20 protein-coding genes are annotated in these 22298 nt (G+C 72.2%); 9 read left to right on the top strand and 11 right to left on the bottom strand.

Going from position 1 to position 22298, the window contains the following annotated elements; all coding sequences use genetic code 11:
- Positions 1-16: 16 nt before the first annotated feature.
- On the bottom strand, positions 17-1594 hold the full coding sequence (locus MJ797_RS07295) for an ATP-binding protein (protein WP_239333056.1): 1578 nt from the start codon (positions 1592-1594) through the stop codon (positions 17-19).
- A gap of 406 nt (positions 1595-2000) precedes the next feature.
- On the opposite strand from MJ797_RS07295, the gene MJ797_RS07300 reads away from it, so the two are divergent.
- Entirely contained in the window at positions 2001-3449 is a 1449-nt protein-coding gene (locus MJ797_RS07300) for a hypothetical protein (RefSeq protein ID WP_239333058.1), read from the top strand.
- Positions 3450-3527: 78 nt separating this feature from the next.
- Here MJ797_RS07300 and MJ797_RS07305 read toward each other — a convergent pair whose 3' ends face one another.
- The gene (locus MJ797_RS07305; protein ID WP_239333060.1) at positions 3528-5144 is read right to left on the bottom strand and encodes a glycosyltransferase 87 family protein; all 1617 of its coding nucleotides are present in this window, start codon (positions 5142-5144) and stop codon (positions 3528-3530) included.
- A gap of 112 nt (positions 5145-5256) precedes the next feature.
- Between MJ797_RS07305 and MJ797_RS07310 the strand changes: the two genes are divergently transcribed.
- Both MJ797_RS07310 and MJ797_RS07315 read left to right on the top strand, forming a co-directional pair.
- Positions 5257-6468 (top strand): molybdopterin-dependent oxidoreductase, encoded by a 1212-nt coding sequence (locus MJ797_RS07310; protein ID WP_239333190.1) that lies wholly within the window; start codon positions 5257-5259, stop codon positions 6466-6468.
- Positions 6465-6992, top strand: coding sequence for a hypothetical protein (locus tag MJ797_RS07315; protein ID WP_239333062.1), 528 nt, complete (start codon positions 6465-6467; stop codon positions 6990-6992). Before MJ797_RS07310 ends, MJ797_RS07315 begins: the two co-directional genes overlap by 4 nt.
- 102 nt (positions 6993-7094) lie before the next feature.
- Here MJ797_RS07315 and MJ797_RS07320 read toward each other — a convergent pair whose 3' ends face one another.
- From MJ797_RS07320 to MJ797_RS07330, 3 genes are read right to left on the bottom strand one after another with little or no spacing between them, the layout of a single operon-like run.
- A complete protein-coding gene (locus tag MJ797_RS07320) occupies positions 7095-7721 on the bottom strand; it encodes a methyltransferase domain-containing protein (RefSeq protein WP_239333064.1) in 627 nt (208 codons plus the stop codon).
- A gap of 44 nt (positions 7722-7765) precedes the next feature.
- On the bottom strand, positions 7766-8407 hold the full coding sequence (locus tag MJ797_RS07325; protein ID WP_239333192.1) for a DUF2064 domain-containing protein: 642 nt from the start codon (positions 8405-8407) through the stop codon (positions 7766-7768).
- Between the two features lie 11 nt (positions 8408-8418).
- On the bottom strand, positions 8419-9099 hold the full coding sequence (locus MJ797_RS07330; protein WP_374581658.1) for a glycosyltransferase family 2 protein: 681 nt from the start codon (positions 9097-9099) through the stop codon (positions 8419-8421).
- Between the two features lie 154 nt (positions 9100-9253).
- Between MJ797_RS07330 and MJ797_RS07335 the strand changes: the two genes are divergently transcribed.
- From MJ797_RS07335 to MJ797_RS07345, 3 genes are all read left to right on the top strand, one after another.
- On the top strand, positions 9254-9964 hold the full coding sequence (locus MJ797_RS07335; RefSeq protein WP_239310237.1) for a response regulator transcription factor: 711 nt from the start codon (positions 9254-9256) through the stop codon (positions 9962-9964).
- Positions 9961-11100, top strand: a complete 1140-nt coding sequence (locus MJ797_RS07340) for a sensor histidine kinase KdpD (RefSeq protein ID WP_239333068.1) — start codon at positions 9961-9963, stop codon at positions 11098-11100. Before MJ797_RS07335 ends, MJ797_RS07340 begins: the two co-directional genes overlap by 4 nt.
- Positions 11101-11197: 97 nt before the next feature.
- The gene (locus MJ797_RS07345; RefSeq protein ID WP_239333070.1) at positions 11198-12241 is read left to right on the top strand and encodes an NAD-dependent epimerase/dehydratase family protein; all 1044 of its coding nucleotides are present in this window, start codon (positions 11198-11200) and stop codon (positions 12239-12241) included.
- Between the two features lie 19 nt (positions 12242-12260).
- On the opposite strand, the gene MJ797_RS07350 is transcribed toward MJ797_RS07345, so the two are convergent.
- The 6 genes from MJ797_RS07350 to MJ797_RS07375 form a co-directional block, all read right to left on the bottom strand.
- Positions 12261-12422 carry a hypothetical protein gene (locus MJ797_RS07350; protein ID WP_239333072.1) on the bottom strand — a complete coding sequence of 54 codons (162 nt, stop codon included), beginning with the start codon at positions 12420-12422 and terminating at the stop codon, positions 12261-12263.
- A gap of 131 nt (positions 12423-12553) precedes the next feature.
- Entirely contained in the window at positions 12554-13351 is a 798-nt protein-coding gene (locus MJ797_RS07355) for an enoyl-CoA hydratase/isomerase family protein (RefSeq protein ID WP_239333074.1), read from the bottom strand.
- Positions 13348-14523, bottom strand: coding sequence for an acyl-CoA dehydrogenase family protein (locus MJ797_RS07360; protein ID WP_239333076.1), 1176 nt, complete (start codon positions 14521-14523; stop codon positions 13348-13350). Before MJ797_RS07360 ends, MJ797_RS07355 begins: the two co-directional genes overlap by 4 nt.
- Before the next feature lie 78 nt (positions 14524-14601).
- Positions 14602-15309, bottom strand: coding sequence for a TetR/AcrR family transcriptional regulator (locus MJ797_RS07365; protein WP_239333078.1), 708 nt, complete (start codon positions 15307-15309; stop codon positions 14602-14604).
- Positions 15310-15312: 3 nt separating this feature from the next.
- Positions 15313-15873, bottom strand: coding sequence for a pyridoxamine 5'-phosphate oxidase family protein (locus tag MJ797_RS07370; protein ID WP_239333080.1), 561 nt, complete (start codon positions 15871-15873; stop codon positions 15313-15315).
- Positions 15874-15889: 16 nt separating this feature from the next.
- Complete coding sequence (locus MJ797_RS07375; RefSeq protein WP_239333082.1) at positions 15890-16924, bottom strand: acyl-CoA dehydrogenase family protein; 1035 nt, start codon at positions 16922-16924, stop codon at positions 15890-15892.
- A gap of 135 nt (positions 16925-17059) precedes the next feature.
- On the opposite strand from MJ797_RS07375, the gene MJ797_RS07380 reads away from it, so the two are divergent.
- From MJ797_RS07380 to MJ797_RS07390, 3 genes are all read left to right on the top strand, one after another.
- Complete coding sequence (locus MJ797_RS07380) at positions 17060-18532, top strand: class I adenylate-forming enzyme family protein (RefSeq protein ID WP_239333084.1); 1473 nt, start codon at positions 17060-17062, stop codon at positions 18530-18532.
- A gap of 70 nt (positions 18533-18602) precedes the next feature.
- A complete protein-coding gene (locus MJ797_RS07385; RefSeq protein WP_239333086.1) occupies positions 18603-19736 on the top strand; it encodes an acyl-CoA dehydrogenase family protein in 1134 nt (377 codons plus the stop codon).
- A gap of 8 nt (positions 19737-19744) precedes the next feature.
- Positions 19745-22126, top strand: coding sequence for a CaiB/BaiF CoA-transferase family protein (locus MJ797_RS07390; RefSeq protein WP_239333088.1), 2382 nt, complete (start codon positions 19745-19747; stop codon positions 22124-22126).
- Positions 22127-22298: the final 172 nt, after the last annotated feature.

The following is a 22298-nucleotide window of genomic DNA, read 5'->3' on the forward strand; positions in this document are numbered from 1 at the left end:
GTCCCGCGCGTGTTTCTCAGCCGGTGAGGAGGGTGATGGTGCGGCCGGTAGGGCTGGTAGCGGTGGTAAGGGCGGTGCGTTTGTCGATGTCAGGGGCGTCGGGGCGCTGGTCAAAGATGAGCAGGGTGCCGCTGCCCAGGCCGAGGCGGTCGAGATAGCGGTCGAGTTGTTTCAGGCCCTGGTTGAGCGGGTTGGGCCTGCCCTCGCGCCAGACCTTGAGTTCGGCGGCCTCGCGCTGCACGTGGCGGGTGCCGCCGGGGGTGGTGTGGGGCCAGCGGATGTTCAGGTCGATACGGCCGGAGCCGACGGCGTATTCACGTTCCACGTAGCCGCCACCGTTCACGACGCGCTGCAGGTAGCCCATGAAGATCAGCTGTGGGGATGCTTCGTCGTAGTAGCCGCGGCGGGTGAGGAACTCGCCGTGTTCGATCCACCAGTCGGCGAACTCGGTGAGCATCTTCGGGAGGTCGAAGGTGCCGTCCGGGCGGACGAAGGATCGCGGATCGGCGGTGACGCTTTCCTGGATCCGGCTGGCCAGGACTCGGACGATCACCTCGCGGTAGATCGGGTTCGCGATGCGGACTGGCGCGTCCGGCGCGATGAGGCCGAGGTCCCGGACGTAGCTGACGTCGTCGTCATAGGGTTCCAGGTCGAGGATGTCGCCCGCCAGCACCGGGCCGAGGACCTTCTGGACGCGCGGCTCGGCGAGTTTGGCCGCGAGCGAGTCCAGGTGGGTCGCCCGGGTGAGGATGAGCCGTTCCTTGGCCGTCTCCAGGTGCTCGACCGTGATCGGCTGTGTCACGGGAACGGCGAGTTTTTCGATGACCTCGCGGGCGAGGGCGTTGACGAGCCATGGTTGGCCAGCGGTCAGCTCGTAGGCGTGGTCGACGGCTCCGGGGGCGAAAAGCTGGCCGGTGTCGGCGGTGTGCTGGCTGTACAGCTCGGCGACCTCGACCGGGGTGAAGTCGCCGAGCCGCAGCGACTCAATCTTGATGGTGAACGGGCTGGATGTTCCCAGCCGGGACGGGTCGCCCCCGGCGGCGGTCTGGTAGTCGCGGACGTCGCGTAGGCCGCAGAGCGCAACTGACCACGGGAACGGTGCGGGGCGGCTGTTGTAGCCGTCGCGGAGCTGGCTCAGGACGCTGAGGAGTGACTGGCCGCGCAGCGCGTCGATCTCGTCGAAGAACAGCACCAGCGGCCGAGGGCACGCGTGCGCCCACGCACGCAACGCGTCGACGATCAGTGTGCCGTCCGGCACCTCCGGCCAGGGTGGTGGATGCACCGGGGCTGGCAGCGAGTCCTGCGCGCCTGCCCGGATCCGGCTGAGGATGGTGCGGGACGCGGAGCCGTAGTCGTCGTCGGCTGCCCGGGCCGCCTCACAGGAGAAGTGCAGCGCGGCGTAGCGGCCCTGAGCGGTCAGCTCACGCGCGAGCGCGTGTAGTGCCGTCGTTTTGCCCGTCTGGCGCGGCGCGTGCACGACGAAGTAAGCTTTCAGATCGACCAGGCCGGGGGCCTCCGGCAGCCGGGACAGCGCTGGGATCATGTAATGTTCGGCCGGCAGGCACGGGCCGGCCGTGTTGAACCGACGCACCATCGGCTCTCCCTCTTTATAGCGTGTCTGGTCGCTGCCTGCTCCGCGTACCACCCTATGCGTGATCGATGACCAGCCGGACCCGGCTCTGGGCGAGTTCAAACGGTCGCAGCGACACTCCGATAGGATGATCGCTCCCGACGTGGTTTTCGCCGTTCTGCTGGCATCTCTCCCTCAAGGCCCTCAGCGGCACGTGACCGAGCGGGCTCGGGTACCGCTCGCATAACCCGATCAGCGCGCGACGGCGCACCCGTACCACCACCGCACACCATGACCGGATACCGGGCGGGAATTGATCGACAACCTGACCGGCAACCCGGCACCGGGCACCGGGCACCCGGGAGGCGCCCCGCCTGAGAACCGGATTCCACCGGACGCATGCGGGCCCCGGCCGGAATACGTTCCCCGCGTGTCCCCGACCGCGCCCCGAATACCTGTGATCGTCGGCGCCGCGGACCTCCGCGGCGACGGCAGCGAGCCCTGCGAGCTCATCGCTCAGGCTGCCCACAATGCCGTCCCCGCCGCACTGTTGAGCGCGCTGGACGCGATCCTCATCGTCGGTGTCCTGTCGTGGAGCTATGACGACCTGCCCGCCGAGGTCGCGCGGCTCGTCGGTGCGGCGCCTGGCCATACCCTGCACAGCGAAGTCGGCGGCAACCAGCCGCTCGCCCTCATCGAGACCGCGGCCCGCCTCATCGCCGCGGGACAGATCGACGCCGCGCTCGTCGGCGGTGCCGAATCAGCCGCGTCCCTGGCGCGGGCCAACAAGTCCGGCAATCCGCCGGCGTGGTCCGACCGACCAGGCGGGCCCGTACGGCTGCCCAGCTCCGTCCGCGGCACCGCGGAGATGCTCCGCTACGGCATCGACAGACCACTGCGTAACTACCCGCTCTTCGAGAACGCTCTACGTGCCGAACTCGGGCAGAGCTTCGAGGAGGCCCAGCGCTGGTCGGGGGAGATCCTCGCCGCGATGAGCGAGGTCGCCGTCCGCAATCCCGCGGCCTGGAAGCCACGTCGCCTCGCCCCTGCGGAGGTCTACGAGGCCACCGACGGCAACCGGATGACCTGTTGGCCCTACACCGTGTGGATGACCGCCAACCCCAAGGTCGACCAGGGTGCCGCCGTCGTGCTCTGCGACCTCACGACGGCTCGCGAGCACGGCATCCCCGACGAGCGGATCTCCCACATCTGGGCCTCGGCCGGTGCCGCCGACTCGACCGACCTCCTGCGGCGCGCCACCTTCGCTCGTTCCCCCGGCCTGTCCGCCACCCTCGACGCCTGCCTGGACCAGGCGCGGTGCACGGCACAGGACCTTGAGCACATCGACCTGTACTCGTGCTTCCCGATCGTCCCCAAGCTGGCGGCGCTGCACCTGGGGCTCGGCGAGGAACGCCCGCTCACGGTCACGGGCGGCCTGGCATCCTTCGGCGGACCGGCGAACGACTACTCCCTGCACGCGATCGTCGCCGCGCATCGCCTGCGTGGCCGGGCGCTGGTCTACGCCAACGGTGAGTACCTCACCAAACACCATGCGATGGTCATCGCACCGACGATGCCGCCGCGGCCCTGGGCTGAGCCGGCACACGTCCCGTCGGAGGCCGCGCCGGTCCCCGGGTACGTCTCGGCCGTCACCGGCCGCGGGCGGATCGAGACCTTCACCGTCGAACACGACCGGGACGGCACACCCGCCCGCGGCTGGATCATCGGCCGTGACGACGGCGCGCGGCGGTTCGCATCCGTCGTCACCGACCCGCGGAGCCTGCACGCGCTGGCCGACCCGGACCGCCAGCCCATCGGGGCGATATGCGACGTGACAGGCGCCGACGGGCTCAACACCAGCACGGTCCCCACGACGTAGGAATCCAGATGACGATCGACCACGATGCCTGCTGGATCGGCGCCGACGGCCCGAGCTCTGGAACGCCTCGTTCAGCGCCTACCTCACCTGGGACAGCGTCACCTCCGTCACCGACGCCGTCGAGCAGGGCCGCCGGCATGCTCCCGGGTGACGCGATCGCGTTCTTCCCCGTCGCCGGAGGACGGCCGCGGTGACCACGACGAGCCCGGCGACCGCGTAGGAGGACACCTGCAGCGTCCGGGCGTCGCCCGGTGGACCGGTGAAAAGGGAGACGTACACGGGGTGAACGGCGGCGGCGACGGCCAGCCATTCCAGCCGTCCCGCGACCACGGCGAGGGTCGCCAGCAGGATGCCGTACCAGGGCTGAACGGGGGTGGCGACCAGGAAAGCCGCCCCGACAAGCCACAACCCCGCCCGTTCCACGGGGATCCGGCGCGGATCGGAGCGCAGCACCACCACGGCGACCACGGCCAGCAGCGACACCGCAACGGCTTTGGCCGCGGCACCGTGAATACCGAACATCGACAGGAGCAGGAACCGGCCCCCCTGGGCATATCCCTCGACCTTCAGGTACTGCGGCAGGAAACCGAGGGCTCCAGTTCCGACGGCGAGGACGTGAGGCAGGTAGGAGAGTCCCATGACCGTGACGGCGGTACCGACCAGAGCGATCGGGCGGCGCCGGGCGGCCGCCGGGAGGAGCAGCGCCGGGTACAGCTTGACCGCCACCGCCGCGCCGAGCAGCGCTCCGGCGAGCGACGCACGGCGGCGGGTGGGTTCCGTGGCCACACCGGATTCTCCGGCCACACCTGTTCGTCCGGCCGCGGCGGATCCGGCGTGCCGCCGCGATCTGAGAGCCGCGATGCCGCTGAGCGCGAGCAGCGCGGCCAGGACGTCGACGTGCGCGTCGGAGCCGGTTTCGAGCCCGGCGAGCGGCGAGAGCGCGTAGAAAGCGGCGTAGCGGGGGTCCCGGCCCTGCGCCGCCAGCACCCTCATCATCAGAACGACCAGCCCGAGCGACGCGAGGGACGCGTAGAGCTGCATCCGGTGTTCGCGCGGCGGGCCGGGCAGGACATGCACGGCGGTGAAGTACGCCTGCGCCACCGGTGGGTAGATGGTGTGCGCGTCGGGGTAGTTCAGCCGGATACAGTGCGGGCCCCGGTGGATGGCGGCGCACCCGGCCGGGTCCGGGAACAACCAGTCGTCGCGCAGGTGGGCGAGTTCGGGGGCGAGAGGACCGTAGCGGTAGGGATCGATGCCGGCGGCCTGCACGCGACCGTCCCAGATGTAGCGGTAGAGATCGTCGGACAGCTGGGGGCCGTGGGTGAGCGCCACGGTGTGGATCGCGACGGTGCCGGCGAGCAGCAGGCCGACGGCGAGCCGGCGGGGAGCGGCCCGGATCAGCCACGCCGCGCAGGCTGTCCCGATCACCCACCAGAGCATGGTCAGGTAGAGCACGGTCATCCGGCCGGGCAGGTAGCCGGGTTGGAGCAGGATCGCCGCCTGCGTGGCGAGGATGCCGCTCAGCCCGACGACCGCTGCGACCAGGGCCCACCGGCCGCCATCCCCAGGCGTCGGGAGGCTCCGCCCGTCACGCCGACGACGTCGGGCGATGGCCGCCACGGCCCGCGCACGGCGGATCCCGTACGCATGGACGGTCCCGGCGAGCGGTTCGGCGACAGGGACGGGGGCGGGCATGGGGCGAGCCTGACAGACATGCCGGCCGGCCCCGGCGTACCGCGGTGGAGCTTCTCCGTTCCGTAAGGCTTCACCAGCGGCGGAGGCGGTGACGGCGACCTACCGTGCGTACATGCGACCGTTCATCCGGCTGTTCACCGGACGGCTTCGGGAACCGCCGACGGTCCTGCGCCGCGGGCCGTTGCGCACGGACGCGTTTTCCAGTCGCCTGCACGACCCCCGGGTGGCCTCGTTGCTGGGGATGTGGCTCGGGGTCGCTTTCGGGGTGTGTTTCCTGACCGGCCTGGTGTCACACGCCATGCAGCATCCGCCGTCGTGGCTGGTCTGGCCGTCCCGCCCGGTGTCGCTGTATCGGTTGACGCAGGGCCTGCACGTGACGACCGGGCTGGCATGCGTCCCGCTGCTGCTGGCGAAACTGTGGACGGTGTACCCGCGGCTGTGGGAGTGGCCGCCGGTCCGTTCGGTCGCGCATGCACTGGAGCGGCTCTCGATCGTGCCGCTGGTCGCCGGGGCCGTGTTCCAGCTGGCCACCGGAATCGCGAACATCGCGCAGTGGTACCGGTTCCGGTTCTTCTTCACGGTGACCCACTACTGGGTCGCCTGGATCACAATCGGCGCGCTGGGAGTGCACATCGCCGCGAAACTCGCGGTCGTGCGGGCGAACGTCGGCCGCCGCAGAGGCGAACGGTCGCGGCTGACCGACCGGGTGAGCGCTCCCGAACAGCCGGGCGGCGGCCTGTCCCGCCGTGGCCTCGCCGTCGCCGTCGCCAGCGCCGCCGGGCTGATCGTGACGACAACCGTCGGCCAGTGGGTGCCTGGCCTGTCCGGGCTCGACCTGCTCGCGCCGCGCCGGCCAGACATCGGCCCGCAGCGGCTGCCGGTCAACAGAACCGCGGCCGCCGCCCGGGTGACCGCGGCCGCCCGGGCGGCGGGCTACCGGTTGGAGGTGGTCGGCCCGCGCCCGTTCGCCCTCACCCTCGCCGGGCTGCGGGGGTTCCCCCAGCACACGTCGAGACTGCCGATCACCTGTGTGGAGGGCTGGGCCGCGGACGCCACCTGGCACGGCCCACGGCTGCGGGACCTGCTGGACGCCGCCGGCATCCCCGCGGAGGCGACGGTGCGTGTGGAGTCCCTGGAGACGGGCGGCACCTACCGGACCAGCGAGGTGAACCCGGCGCACGCCCGGGACCCGCTGACCCTGCTGGCCACCGGCCTGAACGGGGCCGACCTGGACATCGACCACGGATACCCGGCCCGGCTCATCGCACCGAACCGGCCGGGCGTGCTGCAGACCAAATGGGTACACCGGGTGGTGATGCTGTGAACGGGCAGGCACAGGCTGATCAGGCTGACCGGCGGGATCACAACGGCCGCCGCCGCGCGGACGGCGCGGCGGCGGCCGTCCTGCGTGGCGGTCTGGCCGCGGCCGGTCTGGCCGCGATCGGCTACGGCATCCACGGGCTGGTCGGGATGCGGTCGGCTACGAACCCGCCGAACGCGGCGCAGTGGCTGGTCGGTGGGATCGTGGTCCACGACCTGCTGGTCGTCCCGGTGACGATGGCGGTGGGTCTTGTGCTCACCCGGCTGGTCCCGGCGCCTTTCCGGGCGGTGCTGCAGGGTGCGTTGCTGATCAGCGGGGCGGTGGCACTGGCGTCGTTGCCACTGTGGCGTGGCTACGGCGGCCCGGCGGACAACCCGTCGGTGAACCCGCTGCCGTACGGACGGAACCTCGCGATCGTCCTCGGCCTGCTGTGGGCCTGCGCCACAGCTGTCATCGTGGTCCGCGCGGTCCGCGTCCGGCGGGCGCGGCGCAGTCACGCAAGCGCATGCGGTCCACCGGCCGGATGACAACGTCCATCAGCTCCGACTGCGACCCGCGCTTCGCCCCTCGCCTCGACCCGCGGTCAGCTCGCCGGGCAGGCGCGGTACGCAGTGGTTCTACAGACAGGTTCACCGACATCTGCCCAGGGCAGCGAAGTGCCGCCCCGGGTCGTACCACATTTCCGTAATGTGCAGGCCGGCGGTCGCGGCGAGGCCGGCGATCCCCTCGGTACCCACCAGCGACCAGGGAAACGGCCTCGACATCCGCCCGTCCGGCCCTTCCAGGCGGATCAGCGAGGGGCCGGTGGGCGTCCCGGGCGGCCCGAGCTCGATGAGCACCCGGCCGGCTGGGGCGAGCAGCCCTGCGACGCGGGCCAGCAGCCGGACCGGGTCGCCGCCGATCCCGATGTTGCCATCGGCGAGGAGCAGCGCGGACCACCGTCCCTCACCGGGTACCCTGCCGAAGACGTCGCGGCACAGCGCCGCCGCACCGGCACGACGGGCGAGGCGCACCGCGAACGGGGCCACATCGATGCCAAGCACGGGAACCCCGCGGGTGGTGAGCGCCACGGTGAGCCGACCAGGGCCGCAACCGACGTCGAGGGCCGGCCCGTCGCAACGGCGAAGCAGGGACGCGTCGCCCGGAATGAGCCCACCACGCCACTGGTCCACCGGAACCGGTTCACGACGTCCGTCCGGATGGCGTACCCACAGCGGTCCGTCGACGGACCGCAGCGCCGCCTCGTAGACGGCCATGGGGCACCAGCGGTGGATGGCTGCCGTCGTCGACCGACCGCCGGTCACCGGACCGCCGTCGGACTACTCCGGGGTGTCACGGTCTGCCGTACCACTGCGGCGAACCGTCCGTCCGGTGCGAGCCGCGCGACCGCTTGGGCGTCGGCCGCGGTGTCGACGTCCCGCAGCACCGGCAGGGTGGTGACCCGAAGGCCGGCCCGGGACAGGCGGGCACGCTGCCGCGCACCGGTGTCCGGGCGTGACGTCGGGATGCCACGCAGCAACGTGCCGTCGGGACGTCGTAGGCCGAGCGCCCACCAGCCGCCGTCGGCGGCGGGGCCAAACACCGCGTCGGCGTGGCGCAGCGCGTGGCACGCGTCGGCCAGCAGGGCCGGTGTCACCTGCGGGGTGTCCATCCCGATCAGCAGTGTCGGGCCCGCGCTGTCGTCGAAGGCCGCCGCGAGCCGGGCGTCGAACGGTCCGGACACCTGCGGCACCACCGCGATCGATGTCCGCAGCCACGGGCCGACGGTGCCCTCGAGGACGAGGACGGGCCGCAGCCAGCCGAAGCCGGGACTGCGGCTCAGCGCGCCGACCGCGGCCAGCGTGTCCGCGATCGCGGCCTCGGCCACGGCCGCCGCCTGTGCCGGGCGCAACGGTGGCGTCAGCCGGGTCTTGACCCGACCGGGCACGGGCTCCTTCGCCACCACGAGCAGTCTCACCGCAGGCTCGCGAGCAGTGCGGACATGTCGCGTACGGCGCGGACGGTGCCGAGCGGCGAACCGGTGACCTTGGATCTGCCGATCCGGGGGTGGTAGTCGACATCGGTCTCGATGATCCGCCAGTCGGCCTGTGCGGCCCGGAGCAGGAGCTCCAGCGGGTAGCCGAACCGGCGGTCGGCGATGGGCAGGCGGAGCAGATCAGCGCGGCGGGCGGCTCGCATCGGACCCAGGTCACGGACCGGGATGCCGCGTCGGCGCAGCCGCCCGGCGACGACCGCATTGCCGAGGCGGGCATGTGGCGGCCACGCCCGCGCCGAGGTGGGACGCCGCCGGCCGAGTACCAGTTCGGCCCGCCCGGCCAGCAGTTCGGTAACGAGGCGGGGCAGGTGCGCCGGGTCGAGCGAGGCGTCGGCGTCACATACGCAGACCACCTCGGCGTCCGCGGCCCGCAGCCCGGCGTGCACCGCCGCGCCGTAGCCCCGTTCCGGCACCACGACGACGACCGCACCGTGGTCCCGCGCGATCCGGGGTGATCCGTCGTGGGAGCCGTTGTCCGCGACGATCGCCCGGTATCCGGGTGGCATCCGCTCCAGGACCCAGGGCAGCGCGCGGGCCTCGTTCAGGCAGGGCAGGACCACGTCCACCGAGGCCCCACCACTGTCACATTGCGTAAGCATGATCGGGACTGTAATCGGGCGGGGATGTGATCGACCCTTATCGACCCTTACGGAACGAGGAAGAGCGCGGCGGTTCGACGCCGGAAGATTACGGAACGGGGAAATCCGTCGCCCGGGCGGGTCCGGTTGGCTGGCCGGCTCTTATCGTTACCGGGTGGCCCGTGTTCTCGTGGTCGACGACGACGCCACCGTGGCGGAGGTCGTCGACCGGTACCTGCGTAACGCCGGTTTCGACGTCGACCGCGCCGCGGACGGGCCCGCGGCGTTGCGGGTGGCCGGGACCGCCATCCCGGACCTTGTCGTGCTCGACCTCATGCTTCCCGGCCTCGACGGCATCGAGGTCTGTCGCCAGCTGCGAGAAAGTCGACCGGTTCCAGTGATCATGCTGACGGCGCTGGGTGAGGAGGCGGACCGTATCGCCGGCCTCGAATGCGGCGCCGACGACTATGTCACCAAGCCGTTCTCGCCACGCGAGCTGACGCTGCGGGTGCAGTCCGTGCTGCGGCGGGCAAACGAACTGTCGCCACCGGAGTCCGGCATGCTGCGCGCCGGCACCCTCGTCGTGGACGCGGCCGCCCGCACCGCCACCCGGTACGGGGTGATCCTCGGCCTCACGGTGCGTGAGTTCGATCTGCTGGTGTTCCTGCTGCGCCATCCCGGCCGTGCCTTCACCCGCGTCGAGCTGATGGAACAGGTGTGGGGGTGGAGCTACGGGGACCCCTCGACCGTCACCGTCCACATCCGCCGGCTGCGAGAGAAGATCGAGGATAATCCGACCGCCCCCCGGATGCTCGTCACCGTGTGGGGCGTCGGCTACCGCTACGATCCGACGCCACCGGTGCCGGCGGACGAGACGCCGTCGTGAGCGCCGAACTGCAGGTCGCCGGGATCGCGCTCGCCTGCTCGGCTGCGGCTGCGTTGACGGGGGTGCCACTGCTGCGCCTGTTACGGGGGCGGCCGCTGTGGGCCACGACGGCGGCGCTGTCGGTCGTACCGGTGGTCGCGGTGGCGGTGGGCGTTGCCGGCACCGCACGGGCCATGTTCCTGTCCGACCACGATCTGCGGGTCGTGCTGATCGTGGTCGCGGTCTCGGCAGTGGTCGCCACCGCCGCTGCGGTATGGCTGGGGCGGCCGGTTGTCGCCGCCACCGGAACACTCACCCGAGCAGCCGCCACCCTCGGTGAGCTGGAATATCATGATGCGGGCCGGGTCCCAACGGCCGAGCTCGCCGCATTGGCCCGCACCCTGGACGCCACGCATGTGCGCCTCGTGGCGGCGCGGGACCGCGAGCGCGCGTTGGAAGCCAGCCGGCGTGAGCTGGTGGCCTGGATCAGCCATGACCTGCGTACCCCGCTGGCGGGAATCCGGGCGACGGCGGAGGCCCTGCAGGACGGCCTTGTGACGGACGCCGAGACGACGGCCCGTTACCACCGGCTGATGCTCGCCGACGCCGAGCGGCTGACCGGCATGGTCGATGACCTGTTCGAACTGGCCCGGCTGCAGGCCGGCGCGTTCCAGCTGACGCTGGAGAAGGTGTGTCTCGCCGACGTCGTGTCGGACGCGATCGCCGCCACCGACCCGATGGCACGCGCCAGAGGGGTGACCGTCACCGGCAGCGCCGACCACGCCGTATACGTCGACGCCGACGTGACCGAGGTGGGGCGGATGCTCACCAACCTCCTCGTCAACGCCATCCGGCACACCCCCGACGACGGGACGGTGGAGGTCACCGCCGGAGCGGACGCCGACCGGGCGGTACTCGCGGTCGCCGACCGGTGCGGCGGGATCCCCGCCGCCGACCTGCCCCGCCTGTTCGACTTCGGCTTCCGTGGGGAGACCGCGCGTACCCCCGGCGGTGGCGACCACCCCCACCAGCCTCGGGTACGGTCCGGCATCGGGCTGGCGATCGTCCGGGGCATTGTCGAAGCCCACGGCGGCGACGTCACCGTCCACAACCGCCAGGGCGGCTGCCGCTTCGTCGTCGCGCTTCCCGCCGCCTGAACAGGTTCCCTGAGCGGGCCTGGATAGTCCTTGTGCCCGGAAGCTGTTCCTCGGCTCGTAAGATCCGGGTCGCTCCGGAACCGTTAACGTCACGGACATGCGAGTCCTGGTCACCGGCGGCGCCGGCTTCATCGGTTCCCACATAGTCGACGCGCTGGTCGGAGCGGGTGATGAGGTCACGGTGCTGGACGCCGTGCTGCCCGCGGTGCATCGCACGAAACCCGAGGTGAACGACGGTGCCGAGCTGATCGTCGCGGACGTGACCGACCCGGTCCGGGTCGAGGCGGCGCTCGACGGGGTGGACGCGGTGTGCCACCAGGCGGCCATGGTCGGCCTGGGGGTCAACCTCGACGACCTGCCCGCCTACGCCACCAACAATGACCTCGGTACCGCGGTACTGCTGTCCGCCATGGCCCGCCGGGGGGTGCGGCGTCTGGTGCTGGCCAGCTCGATGGTGGTCTACGGGGAGGGCTGCTACCGCTGCCCGGCCGACGGGCTGGTGCGCCCCGGCCCACGGCGGCCGGCCGATCTCGACGCCGGCCGGTTCGAAGCACCGTGCCCGTGCTGCGGCAACCCGCTTCAGCCGATGCCCGTCACCGAGGACGCCCCCCTGAACCCCAGGAATGTCTACGCGGCCACAAAGGCCGCCCAGGAGCATCTCGCCGCCGTGTGGGCAATCGCGACCGGCGGCAGCGTCCTGGCGCTGCGCTACCACAACGTCTACGGCCCGCGGATGCCCCGCGACACCCCGTATGCCGGCGTCGCCTCGATCTTCCGCAGCGCGCTGGAGCGGGGGGATGCGCCACGGGTCTTCGAGGACGGCGGCCAGCTCCGCGACTTCGTCCACGTCCACGACGTCGCCCGGGCCAACCTGCAGGCGCTGCGGCACACGGCCCCAGCCGGCCGGCTCCTCCCGCTCAACATCGGCTCCGGCGATCCGCACACCGTCGGCGACATGGCGCACGCGCTGGCCCGGGCCTTCGGCGGGCCCGGGCCCGTCATCACCGGCGCCTGTCGGGCCGGCGACGTCCGGCACATCGCCGCCTCGTCCGCCCGCGCCCGCGATCTCCTCGGATACCGGCCGCAGATCGCCTTCAGTGACGGGATGGCCGGGTTCGCCCGTGACCCGCTGCGCGGATGAACCGGACCGGTCCCGGCGGTCAGCTCACGGCCAGGCCGGCAACGGTCTGCGGAACACCCTCGAAGGCGCCGACCGGGGTGAGCCGGCCGTCGGACTCCACAACCTCGTTCCTGGCGGCATCGTTGGTCTGGGCGTACACGGCGGCGCCCTTCACCCTCTGACCGTTCATACGTTCAGTCATCGCTCTTCCTTTCCGCCGAGCCCACACCTACCCACGCCTGGTGAGACGACAAACCCGCAGACCGGCACGCCCCCTCGAACCTGCACCTCCGCGGAGAATCATCTGGTGGCCGAGGGCGCATCAGCGTCCGGTCAGCGTCCCGTGAACTCGGGCCTGCGGCGCTGACCGAAGGCGGCGATGCCCTCCTTGAAGTCGCTGCTGCGCACCGTGAGCTCGACGGCCACCAGCTCGCACTCGAGGGCGGCGGCAAGGCCGGTGGACAGGCCGCGGCGCAGCAGTCCCTTGGTGGCTGACAGCGCGAGCGTCGGCCCCGCCGCCAGGTCGGCCGCGATCCGGACCGCCTGCGCCGCGAGATCGGCATCGGCGACCACCTCGTCGACAACACCCAGCTCGTGGCCGCGCCGCGCGTCCAGGGGCTTGCCCCGCAGGAGCACCTGAGTGGCCGGGCCGATCCCCACCCGCCGGGTCAGCAGCCAGGTGCCGCCGCTGTCCACGGCGAAGCCCAGCCCCGCGAACGGCTCCACGAACGAGGCGCCCTCCGCGGCCACGATCACATCGGCGGTGAGCGCGAGATGCGCGCCCAGGCCCATCGCCCGGCCCTGCAGCGCGACGACGACGGGCAGCGGGCAGTCCCACAACGTCTGGATCATGCGGTTCGCACCGGCACGGACCGCCCGGATCAGTCCACCGGTGACGGGACGCTCGGCACCGGGCGCATTCACCGAAACGATGTCCGCGCCCGCGCTGAAGTGCGGCCCGACCGATCGGATGAGGATCGCCCGGGTGGCTCCGCCGTCGACCGCGTCGGTGACGGCGGCGGTGATCCGGTGCATGTCGACGGCGCGCAGCGCGTTGCGGGCCGGCGCCCGGTCCAGGACGATCCTGAGCAGGCCGCCGTCGGCGCCGACGACAACTCCGTCGGTGCTCATGCGGCCGGCTCTCGCGGGAGGCCGAGCACCTGTTCGGCGATGGTGTTGCGCTGGATCTCCGCGGTCCCCGCCCCGATCGTGCTGGCGCGGGTGGCGAGCAGGCCCGCCGACCACCGCCCACCCTCGACCGGATGGGCCCGGCCCGGCGCGAGCACCGCCGCCCGTCCGGTGATCTCGACCGCGAGAGCGTGCAGCCGCTGCTCGAACTCCGTGAAGACGAGGCGTCCCAACGACGCCGCCGGACCGGGCTCACGTCCCCGCAGGAGCTCGCCGAGGACCCGCAGCCCGCCGAGACGCACGACCTGCAGGTCGGTCTCCGCCCTGGCCAGCGCTTGGCGGACAACCGGGTCACCGGCGCGGTCGAGGCGCACGGCCAGCCCGACGAGCTCGTCGAGGACGCGGCGGTACTTCGATGCCTGAGCGATGAAGGCCGTCGAGCGTTCGTGACCGAGGCTCGTGCGGGCGATCCGCCAGCCCCCGCCCTCCTCGCCGACGCGATCGGAGATCGGCACGCGGACCTCGTCGAGCGTGACCTCGCAGAACGACGTGTTGCCCGTCATGTCCGCCAGGGGAACGACGGTGACACCCGGAGCATGCATGTCGATCAGGAGGTAGCTGATGCCGGCCTGGCGCTGCTCCTGCGTACCCGTGCGCACCAGGGCGAACATGCGATCGGCGGCACGGGCGTTGGTAATCCAGATCTTGCGCCCGGTGACGACGTACTGATCGCCGTCGCGGCGGGCGCGGGTGCGCAGGCTCGGGAGGTCCGAGCCGGCGTCCGGCTCGGAAAACCCCTGGCACCAGATCTCGTCCCCGCGCAGCGCCGGCCGCAGGTAACGCTCACGCTGCTCGGGCGTACCGTGCACGATCAACGTCGGGCCGACGACGAAGGTGCCCCCGCTCGGGTGCGGCGGCAGCCGGCGCCGGGAGAGCTCCTCGGTGTAGGCGACCTGATGCGCGAGGGAGAGGTCCATGCCGCCCCACGCGCGGGGCCAGCCCGGGGCCGCGAAGCCCGCCTCGACGAGCATGGCGGCCCAGGACCGCTGCCACGCCAGGCGCTCACCGGCGTGCCTGGGCGCGGGTCCAGGGTCGTGGGTGTCGAGGAACTCGGCGAACCGGGCGCGCAACTGCGCGGGCGTCTCAGCGGGCGTCTCAGCGGGCGTCTCATCCATGGCGTCTCCAGCCAACTGCGCGCCGCGCCGGCCGGGCAAGGGCCTACGCGGGAAAGCGGCTTCTCAGCCGTCCTCGAGTCAGCCGCCTTCCGGCCGCCACGCATGACGGCTGGCCGGGGGAAGCGTGACGCCGAGGATGCGGTCCACCAGGGGCAGGATCTGAGCCTCGGTCGTCGCGCGGTCAGGCGACCCACCGCGGGAGATGACGTCGGCGGCGGGGCCGGACACGATGTGGAACAGCCCCAGGGCATCGGACTCGGCGTCGACGCGGGGGTCGGCCGCGCCGGAGGAGACCAGCTCTGCCAGGGCGCGGACCAGCGGGGCGGTCAGGGCCGCGCGGCAGGCCTCGACCTGCTCCGGGAAGATGCCGAGCAGGTGACGCCAGTGCGTCGCGAAGAGCGCGGTCGGCTTCGCCACCCGAGGCACGTACGCCATGTCCAGCACGCCGTCGAACCACGCCCGGACCCGCACCAACGGCTCCGGGTCGGCGCAGACCCGCTCGAGGCGCCTGCCCGCTCGCGCGACATCCTCTTCCAGCAGATGGAGCAGCAGGTGGTCCTTGGTCTCGAAATGACGATAGAAGCAGCGCGTCGACAGGCCGGCGGTACGCAGCACACTCTCGATCTTGAAGCCCCACCAGCCGCCACGCGCCAGCGCGGCTCGAGCCGCCGCGGTGAGCCGGGCCACCTCGTCCCCTGGGCTCGCCACTGGATCGGTCGCATGCGCCCGGGGGCTGGCTAACCCTGCCTCGTTCACGGCATCGACGGTAATCGCGAGCGTGAGCACTGTCTATCGACCGGTTGCGAGACGGATGCGGCTGTTATCCCAGGTCACCGGCGGGCCGACCGGTCTGAGCCGGAGGGTGGCCAGGCCCGGCCCGTAGCGCGCGGCCGTCGCCGCGGGCAGCCCCTCGGTGGGCAACGAGAAGCCCGCGTACTTCGCGGCGCTGAGCTCCGCGACGCGGACCACCTGTTCCCGGTCGAGCTGGTGGTCCAGGATTGTTGCCCGGCACGACAGCTGAACCGCGGTGAGCTCCACCCAGGCCTTCCCCGATTCGACCAGGAACGAGGCGCGGGGGTCACGGCTGATACGCAGCACCTTCTTGCTCCTCGCCGGGGTGCGCAGGTAGATGTCTGGACCGTCGACCACGAACCAGCTCGGCAGGGCGACCGGCCAGCCGTCGGCCTTCAGCGTCGTCACGATCGCGGTGTGGGCGGCGCGGATGCGCTCCCACGCCTCCCGCTCGCTCAGTCTGATACCCAGTGTCCCTGGTTCGCTCCCTCGCTCGCGCCCTCCGCGGCCGGGCTCCTCCGTCGCCCGGCCACTCCGCTTGCTCGCTCCTCCGCTCACAGCACCTCCGGTTCGCTCAGCGGGCCGCGAGCGCGTCGAGCGCCGCGGCATGGAGTGGGTCGCGGGGACCGTTGAGGCGCCGGGCCGCCTCCGCCCGGCGCACCGTGAAGTGGATGCCGGTCTCCCAGGCGTAGCCCATGCCGCCGTGCAGATGCAGGCAGCGCTCGCCGGTGAAGGCGACAGCGTCGACCGCGGCCAGGCTGGCCGCCGCGGCCAGCGCATCCGCGTCGCGGTCCCACGAGTCCCACGCGGCGGCCGCGGCCCGCGCGCAGGCGCGGGCGGCCTGAAGCCTGGACCAGGCGGCCGCGAGCTGGTGCTGGACCGCTTGGAATGCCCCGACCGGCCGGCCGAACTGCTCGCGCTCGCGCAGGTAGACCGTGGTCATGGCGATCGCGGCATCGCCCGTCCCGACCAGCTCCGCTGCCCGCAGTATCCGGCCGAGCGCCGACGCCCGGCCGAGGAGGACCGGACCGGCGATCTCGATCTCGTCGACCACCGGGAGATCGCGAAGCCGACGACTCACCCGCGGACGGGTGGGGTCCATGTCGTCGACGTCCGCCGGATCACCGAGGACAGCGTGGACCCGCAGCGAGCGCCGGTCCGGGGCCGGTGCCAGCAGAAGGTCCGGCGGCAGCGGCTCGGCCACGACCGCGAGGTCCGACGGAGCGGGGTCGAATGCCGCGACCACGTCACCGGCGAGGATGCGCTCCGCCAGGGCCGTGCCGGCGTTCCCCGCGGCGCCGGGCGTGTCGTCGGCGAGCAGGGCCGCGGTCAGGGCAACCGCCTCCAGCACCGGCTCGGCCAGCAGGACACGCCCCACCTCCTCGGCGACGAGGGTCGCGTCGACACAGGACAGGCCGAGCCCGTGGGGATCGGGGGCGAGAACCGCGGGAATACCCAGCTCCGCCAGCTTCACCATGCGTTCACGCCGAGCGCCCGTGACGCTTACGCCCGCCTCGCGGCGCACCGTCGCCGCGAGGCCCTCGCGCTCGAGAACGTCACGTGTCGCTCGCGCAAGAGCCCAACCGTCGGTACTGGGAAGAAGGTTCATAAGAAGCTCCGGCAGTAGGGCGTTCGATCAGTACGAGTCGACTCGCCCACGGCGACGGACGCAAGCATCCAGTCGAGAACGGTGGTTTCGGGCAGGCCTGGGTACCGGCGCCATATATGCCCGGAGACTGTCCCTGTGAGCACTCCATCCTGGCGGGCGCCCCTGCGCGAACTGCTCGTGAGCACCGCCGCGCGCCACCCGCTGTCGCTCGCCGTCAGGACACCGACGGGGACCTCGGCGACGTTCGGCCAGCTCGCCACGGCAAGTGAGGAGCTCAGCCGCCGGCTTGAGCCAGGTACCCGGACCGGCGTCCGGCTGGGCAACGACCTCGCGTCCCTCGTCGCCGTTCATGCCGTGTGGCGGGCCGGCGGGAGCGTCGTCTCACTCAGCCGCCTGCTGCCCGACGCCGCGGTGACACACCGGGCGCGTGACGCCGGCTGCGCCACAATCGTCGAGCCGGACCCCGACGGCCTCGGCGCACGTCTTGTCCACGCGGACGCCGCGGCAGCAGCCCGTAACCCGCTTCCCGACGAGGCCCTCATCATCTTCACCTCGGGGACGACCGGCCGGCCCAAGGGCGCCGCGATCGCCTTCTCGGCCCTCGAAGCGAGCATCCGCGGCATTGCCGCCGGCAGCGGACTGCCGCCGCAGGGCCGGCCGGTGCGGACACCGGCCCGCGAGCCGCAGCCGGTGTTCGTCCCCGTCGCGCACATGGGTGGGTTCCTGACCTCGCTCACGTCCTGGTGGCTGGGCAAGCCGGTGTTGCTGTGCCACAAGTTCTCCGTTGAGCTGGTCGCGCGGATCGCGGCCGAATACAGGATCGGAGTGCTGCGCCTGACCCCGTCGATGGTCTACGAGCTGGTCCATGCGGATACGTCGGTCACGCTCCCCGAGGTCAGCAGCGTGACCGTCGGCACCGCGCCGCTGCCCGAGGCCACCCGCGTCGCCTTCGAGGCCCGCTACGGCGTGCCCGTGCTGCGCAACTACGGCCAGACGGAGTTCGCCGGCGCCATCGCCTTCGAGCGGCCCGACGATGTCGCGGCCGGACGGCGGCCCGCCGGCAGCGTCGGGCGCGCCGCTCCGGGCGTGGCGGTGCGGATCGTCGACACCGACGGGGCGGAGCTGCCGCGGGGGCGCATCGGGGAGATCCAGGCCCGCGCCTCCTCGGCGATGTCCGGCTACCTCGACGACGACGGCCGGGTGCGGGGCTCCACGACGGGCGGCTGGATCGCGACCGGTGACCTCGGCACCGTCGACGCCGACGGGTTCGTCAGCGTCGTCGGCCGGGTCAGGGATCTGATCCTCTGCGGGGGTTTCAACGTCTACCCCACCCAGGTCGAGAACGCGCTCAACCGGATCGACGGCGTGCGCGACAGCGCGGTGGCCGCAGTCGCCGACGACCGCCTCGGGGAAGTCCCGTCCGCCGTCGTCGTCGGCGCACCGGCGCTCACCGAGGAGGCCCTCCGCCGGGCCCTGCGAGCCGAGCTGGCACCCTACGAGCTTCCCCGCAGGATCCGGTTCGTCGGCTCCATCCCCCGCCTGGACACCGGCAAGGTCGACCGGGCAGCCGTCGTCGCGCTGCTGACGACTGAGGAGGCCGCCTCGTGACCCATCGCCCCGGCCCCGTCCGCCGCTCCGCTCCTCGCTTCGCTGCGATGCTCGCTTTGGACGCTGCCTCGTGACCACGGTCACCCCGACCGCGATCGAGGGCGACAGCCTCAGCTCCTTCCGCGCCGAGCTCCGGCGCTTCCTCCGCGACCACACTCCCCCGGCACCGCACGCCGGCTCGGCGATCGCCGCCGACCTCACCCCCGCGGACGTCGCGCGCCAACGGGCCTGGCAACGTCAGCTGCACGACGGTGGCTGGGCGGGCGTGGCATGGCCGAAGAGCCACGGTGGCCGTGGCGCGGGTGCCAGCCAGCAGCTCGCGTTCCACGAGGAGATCGCGCTCGCCGGTGGGGACACGATGGCGGGCCTGTTCCTCGTCGCCCTCTCCCACGCGGGGCCGACTGTCATCGCGCGGGGCACTCCCGAGCAGCAGCGGCGGTGGCTGCCCGGCATCCTGCGCGGCGAGATCATCGCGGCCCAGTGCTTCTCCGAGCCTGGCGCCGGGTCAGACCTCGCCGCGATCGCCACCAGGGCCGTCGTCGACGGGGACGCCCTGGTGGTCACCGGCGAGAAGCGATGGAGCACCTTCGCGCAGCACGCCGACATCGCGGAGCTGCTCGTGCGCACGGATCCGTCCAGCCGGCATGGTGGCCTGACCTACGCCATCGTCGACCTGGACTCTCCCGGCATCACCATCCGGCCGCTGCGTACGATCGGCGGGCCGAGCGAGTTCTGCGAGGTCCGCTTCGACGAGGTGCGCGTCCCGCTCGCCAACGTGATCGGAGCGGTGGGCGAGGGCTGGCAGGTGGCGACGACGACCCTGCTCTTCGAGCGCAGCACCATCACCGCCCCCATGGTGCTCGGCGCCCTGCACGCGCTGCGCCGGCTCAGCCCGCTCGTGGCCGACGATCCCCTCGCGGCCGCGGAGGTCGCCGAACTCACCGTCCGCGCCCTCGCCGTGCGCGCCCTGCTCGAGCAGTCCGTCGCCGAGCAGGAGGCCGGCATCGAAGGAGCCGGGCCGTCGGCGTTGAAGCTCCTCGCGACCGAGCTGAACTACGAGGTCCGGCACCTGCACGCCCGCCACGACCAGTCCGCGTCGCAGCCGTGGTTCACGTCCTTCGGCCTGCGCATCGGCGGCGGCACGTCGGAGATCCAACAGACGATCATCGCCGAACGCGTGCTCGGCCTGCCCAGGCATCGATAGGAGAACCCGTGCCCGCACCCCTGGACGGCTTCCGTGTCCTCGACCTCTCGATCGGCGTCGCCGGCGGCTACGCCACCAAGCTGCTCGCCGACGCCGGAGCTGAGGTCGTCATGTGCGAGGACGCCGTCGGCGGCCCCCTGCGCCGCTGGTCAGCGAGTGGCGCGGCCATCGCCGCGGACGACGACAGCGCCCTGTTCAAGGTTCTCGCCGCGTCCAAGCAGTCCGTCGTGCCCACCCTCGAGGAGGCAGCGGAGCTCGTCCGCTGGGCGGACGCGGTCATCTGGTCACCCGGGTCCGCACTCGCCGCCGGCATGCGCCCGGCCAGGCTGCGGGAGCTCAACCCGGCCGCCCTGGTGTTGTCGATCACGCCTTTCGGCCTGGCGGGCCCGTGGGCCGACCGGCCGGCCACCGAATTCACGCTCCAGGCCATCTCGGGCGGGGTGTTCGGGCGAGGCACCCCGAGCCGGCCACCGGTCTGCGTCGGCGGGCGGACCGGTGAGTGGCTGTCGGGCATGATCGGCGCGGTCGGCCTCCTCGCGTCCTACCGCCGACGCCTACGCACCGCCCAGGGTGAGCTCCTCGACCTGTCGATGCTCGAGTCGATCGTGCTGACCCACACCATGTACGAGGTCAACTACCGCAGCGTCGCCGGTGTCCCGCCGTACACCCGCCGCATGCTCAACTTCCCTGGCATCGAGCGCACCAAGGACGGCTGGGTGGCGTTCATGGTCGTGACCGGCCAGCAGTGGCTCGACTTCTGCGTGCTGGTCGAGCGGGCGGACTGGCTGGACGACGAGAGCCTCATCCGCCTCGAACAGCGGATCAGCCGGCGGGAGACGCTGGCGCCCGTGATCGCCGACTGGATGACGGCGCACACCACCGACGAGATCATCGAGATCGCCGAGGCGCTGCGCGTGCCAGTCGCCCCTGTCGGCAACGGTGCGCTCACCCCGGCGTTCGACCACGTGGCGGCGGGCGGGCTGATGACGACGAACCCCCGCGGCGGCTTCGTCCAGCCCGACCATCCCTACCGCTTCCCGCGCAGCAGCCTCGCGCTGCGCGACTTCGCGCCCGCGCCCACGCTCGGCGAGCACACCGCAAAGCTCCTGGCCACCTGCACCCCGCGAGAGCCGGCCACCGGGACCGAACCGGCGGCGCTCCCCTTTGCGGACCTGCGGGTCTGCGACCTCACCGCGTTCTGGGCAGGACCCATCGTCGGCTACGTGCTCGCCCTGCTCGGCGCCGACGTCATCAAGGTCGAGTCCGTGTCCCGGCCGGACGGCATGAGGATGCGCGGCGCCCGGTCGTTCCACGAGGACCTCTGGTGGGAGACAGGCCCGAGCTACCACGGCGGCAACGCGGGCAAGCGGGGCATCACCCTCGACCTGGGCAGCAAGGAGGGCAGGGAGCTGCTCCTCGAGCTCGTCTCCCGCTCGGACATCCTCGTGGAGAACTTCACGCCCCGCGTCATGGCCTCGTGGGGGCTGACCTACGACATCCTGAGGGCCGCGCGGCCCGACCTCATCTACGCGCGGCTGCCGGCGTTCGGTTCCGACGGCCCGTGGCGGGACCGGTCCGGCTATGCACAGACCATTGAGGCGGTCTCCGGCATCGCCTGGATGACGGGCTACCCCGACGCGCCGCCGCAGTTCGCCAATTCCGTCGGCGATCCACTCGCAGGTTCACACGCGACGATCGCGATCTCCCTGGCCCTCGAGCACCGCCGGCGCACCGGCGAGGGCTCACTCATCGAGGCTCCGATGCTCGGCGGAGCGCTGAACATCTGCGCCGAGCAGTACGCCGAGTTCAGCGCCTACGGGGCGCTCCTGGAGCGGGACGGCAACCGGGGCCCCACGGCGGCACCGCAGGGGCTGTACCGCTGCGCGGACTCCGGCGGTGACACCTGGGCCGCGGTCTCGGTCGAGACCGAGCCGCAGTGGCACGGGCTGCGCGAGGCTCTCGGCGAGCCGTCGGGATGGGATCGCCTGAACAGCCGTGACCAGCGCCGGGCCCGGCACGACGCCATCGACGAGACCATCAACGCCTGGACGTCCGAACGCCGGGCGGCCGAGGCCGAGGCCATCCTTGTCGGCCACGGAGTGCCAGCCGCGGTCGTCGGCAACGGCGCTCTGCTGGATGCCAACCCCCAGCTGCGGGCCCGCGGCTTCTTCGAGGAGCTCGCCGGCCACAGGGTCATCGGTTCGGCGACCCACTCCGGGTACCCCATCCTGTTCTCCGGCGGGCCTCACCCGCCCGTGCACCGGCGGACCCCTCCGCTGCTGGGCGAGCACAACCACGAGGTCCTCGGCGGCCTGCTCGGGCACTCCGATGCCCAACTCGCCGCCTGGGAGGCCGCGGGCGTGATCGGAACGAGGCCGAAGCCCGGCTGAGCCACCCGCCATCGACGGTGATGTCCCCACACCAGCGCGTGTCGGGTGCCTGGGCGGTGAAGTCGCGGCCGAACAGGTCGGGTGCCGGCACGGGCCGGTCGCCGCCGATCGTGGTGCGCCTCCACGCCTTCGGATGACGTTCCTCTCGTCCCGTGCTTTCTTCAACCACTTT

It is taken from the genome of Protofrankia sp. CiP3, from assembly GCF_917627345.1.
Classification (GTDB): domain Bacteria; phylum Actinomycetota; class Actinomycetes; order Frankiales; family Frankiaceae; genus Protofrankia.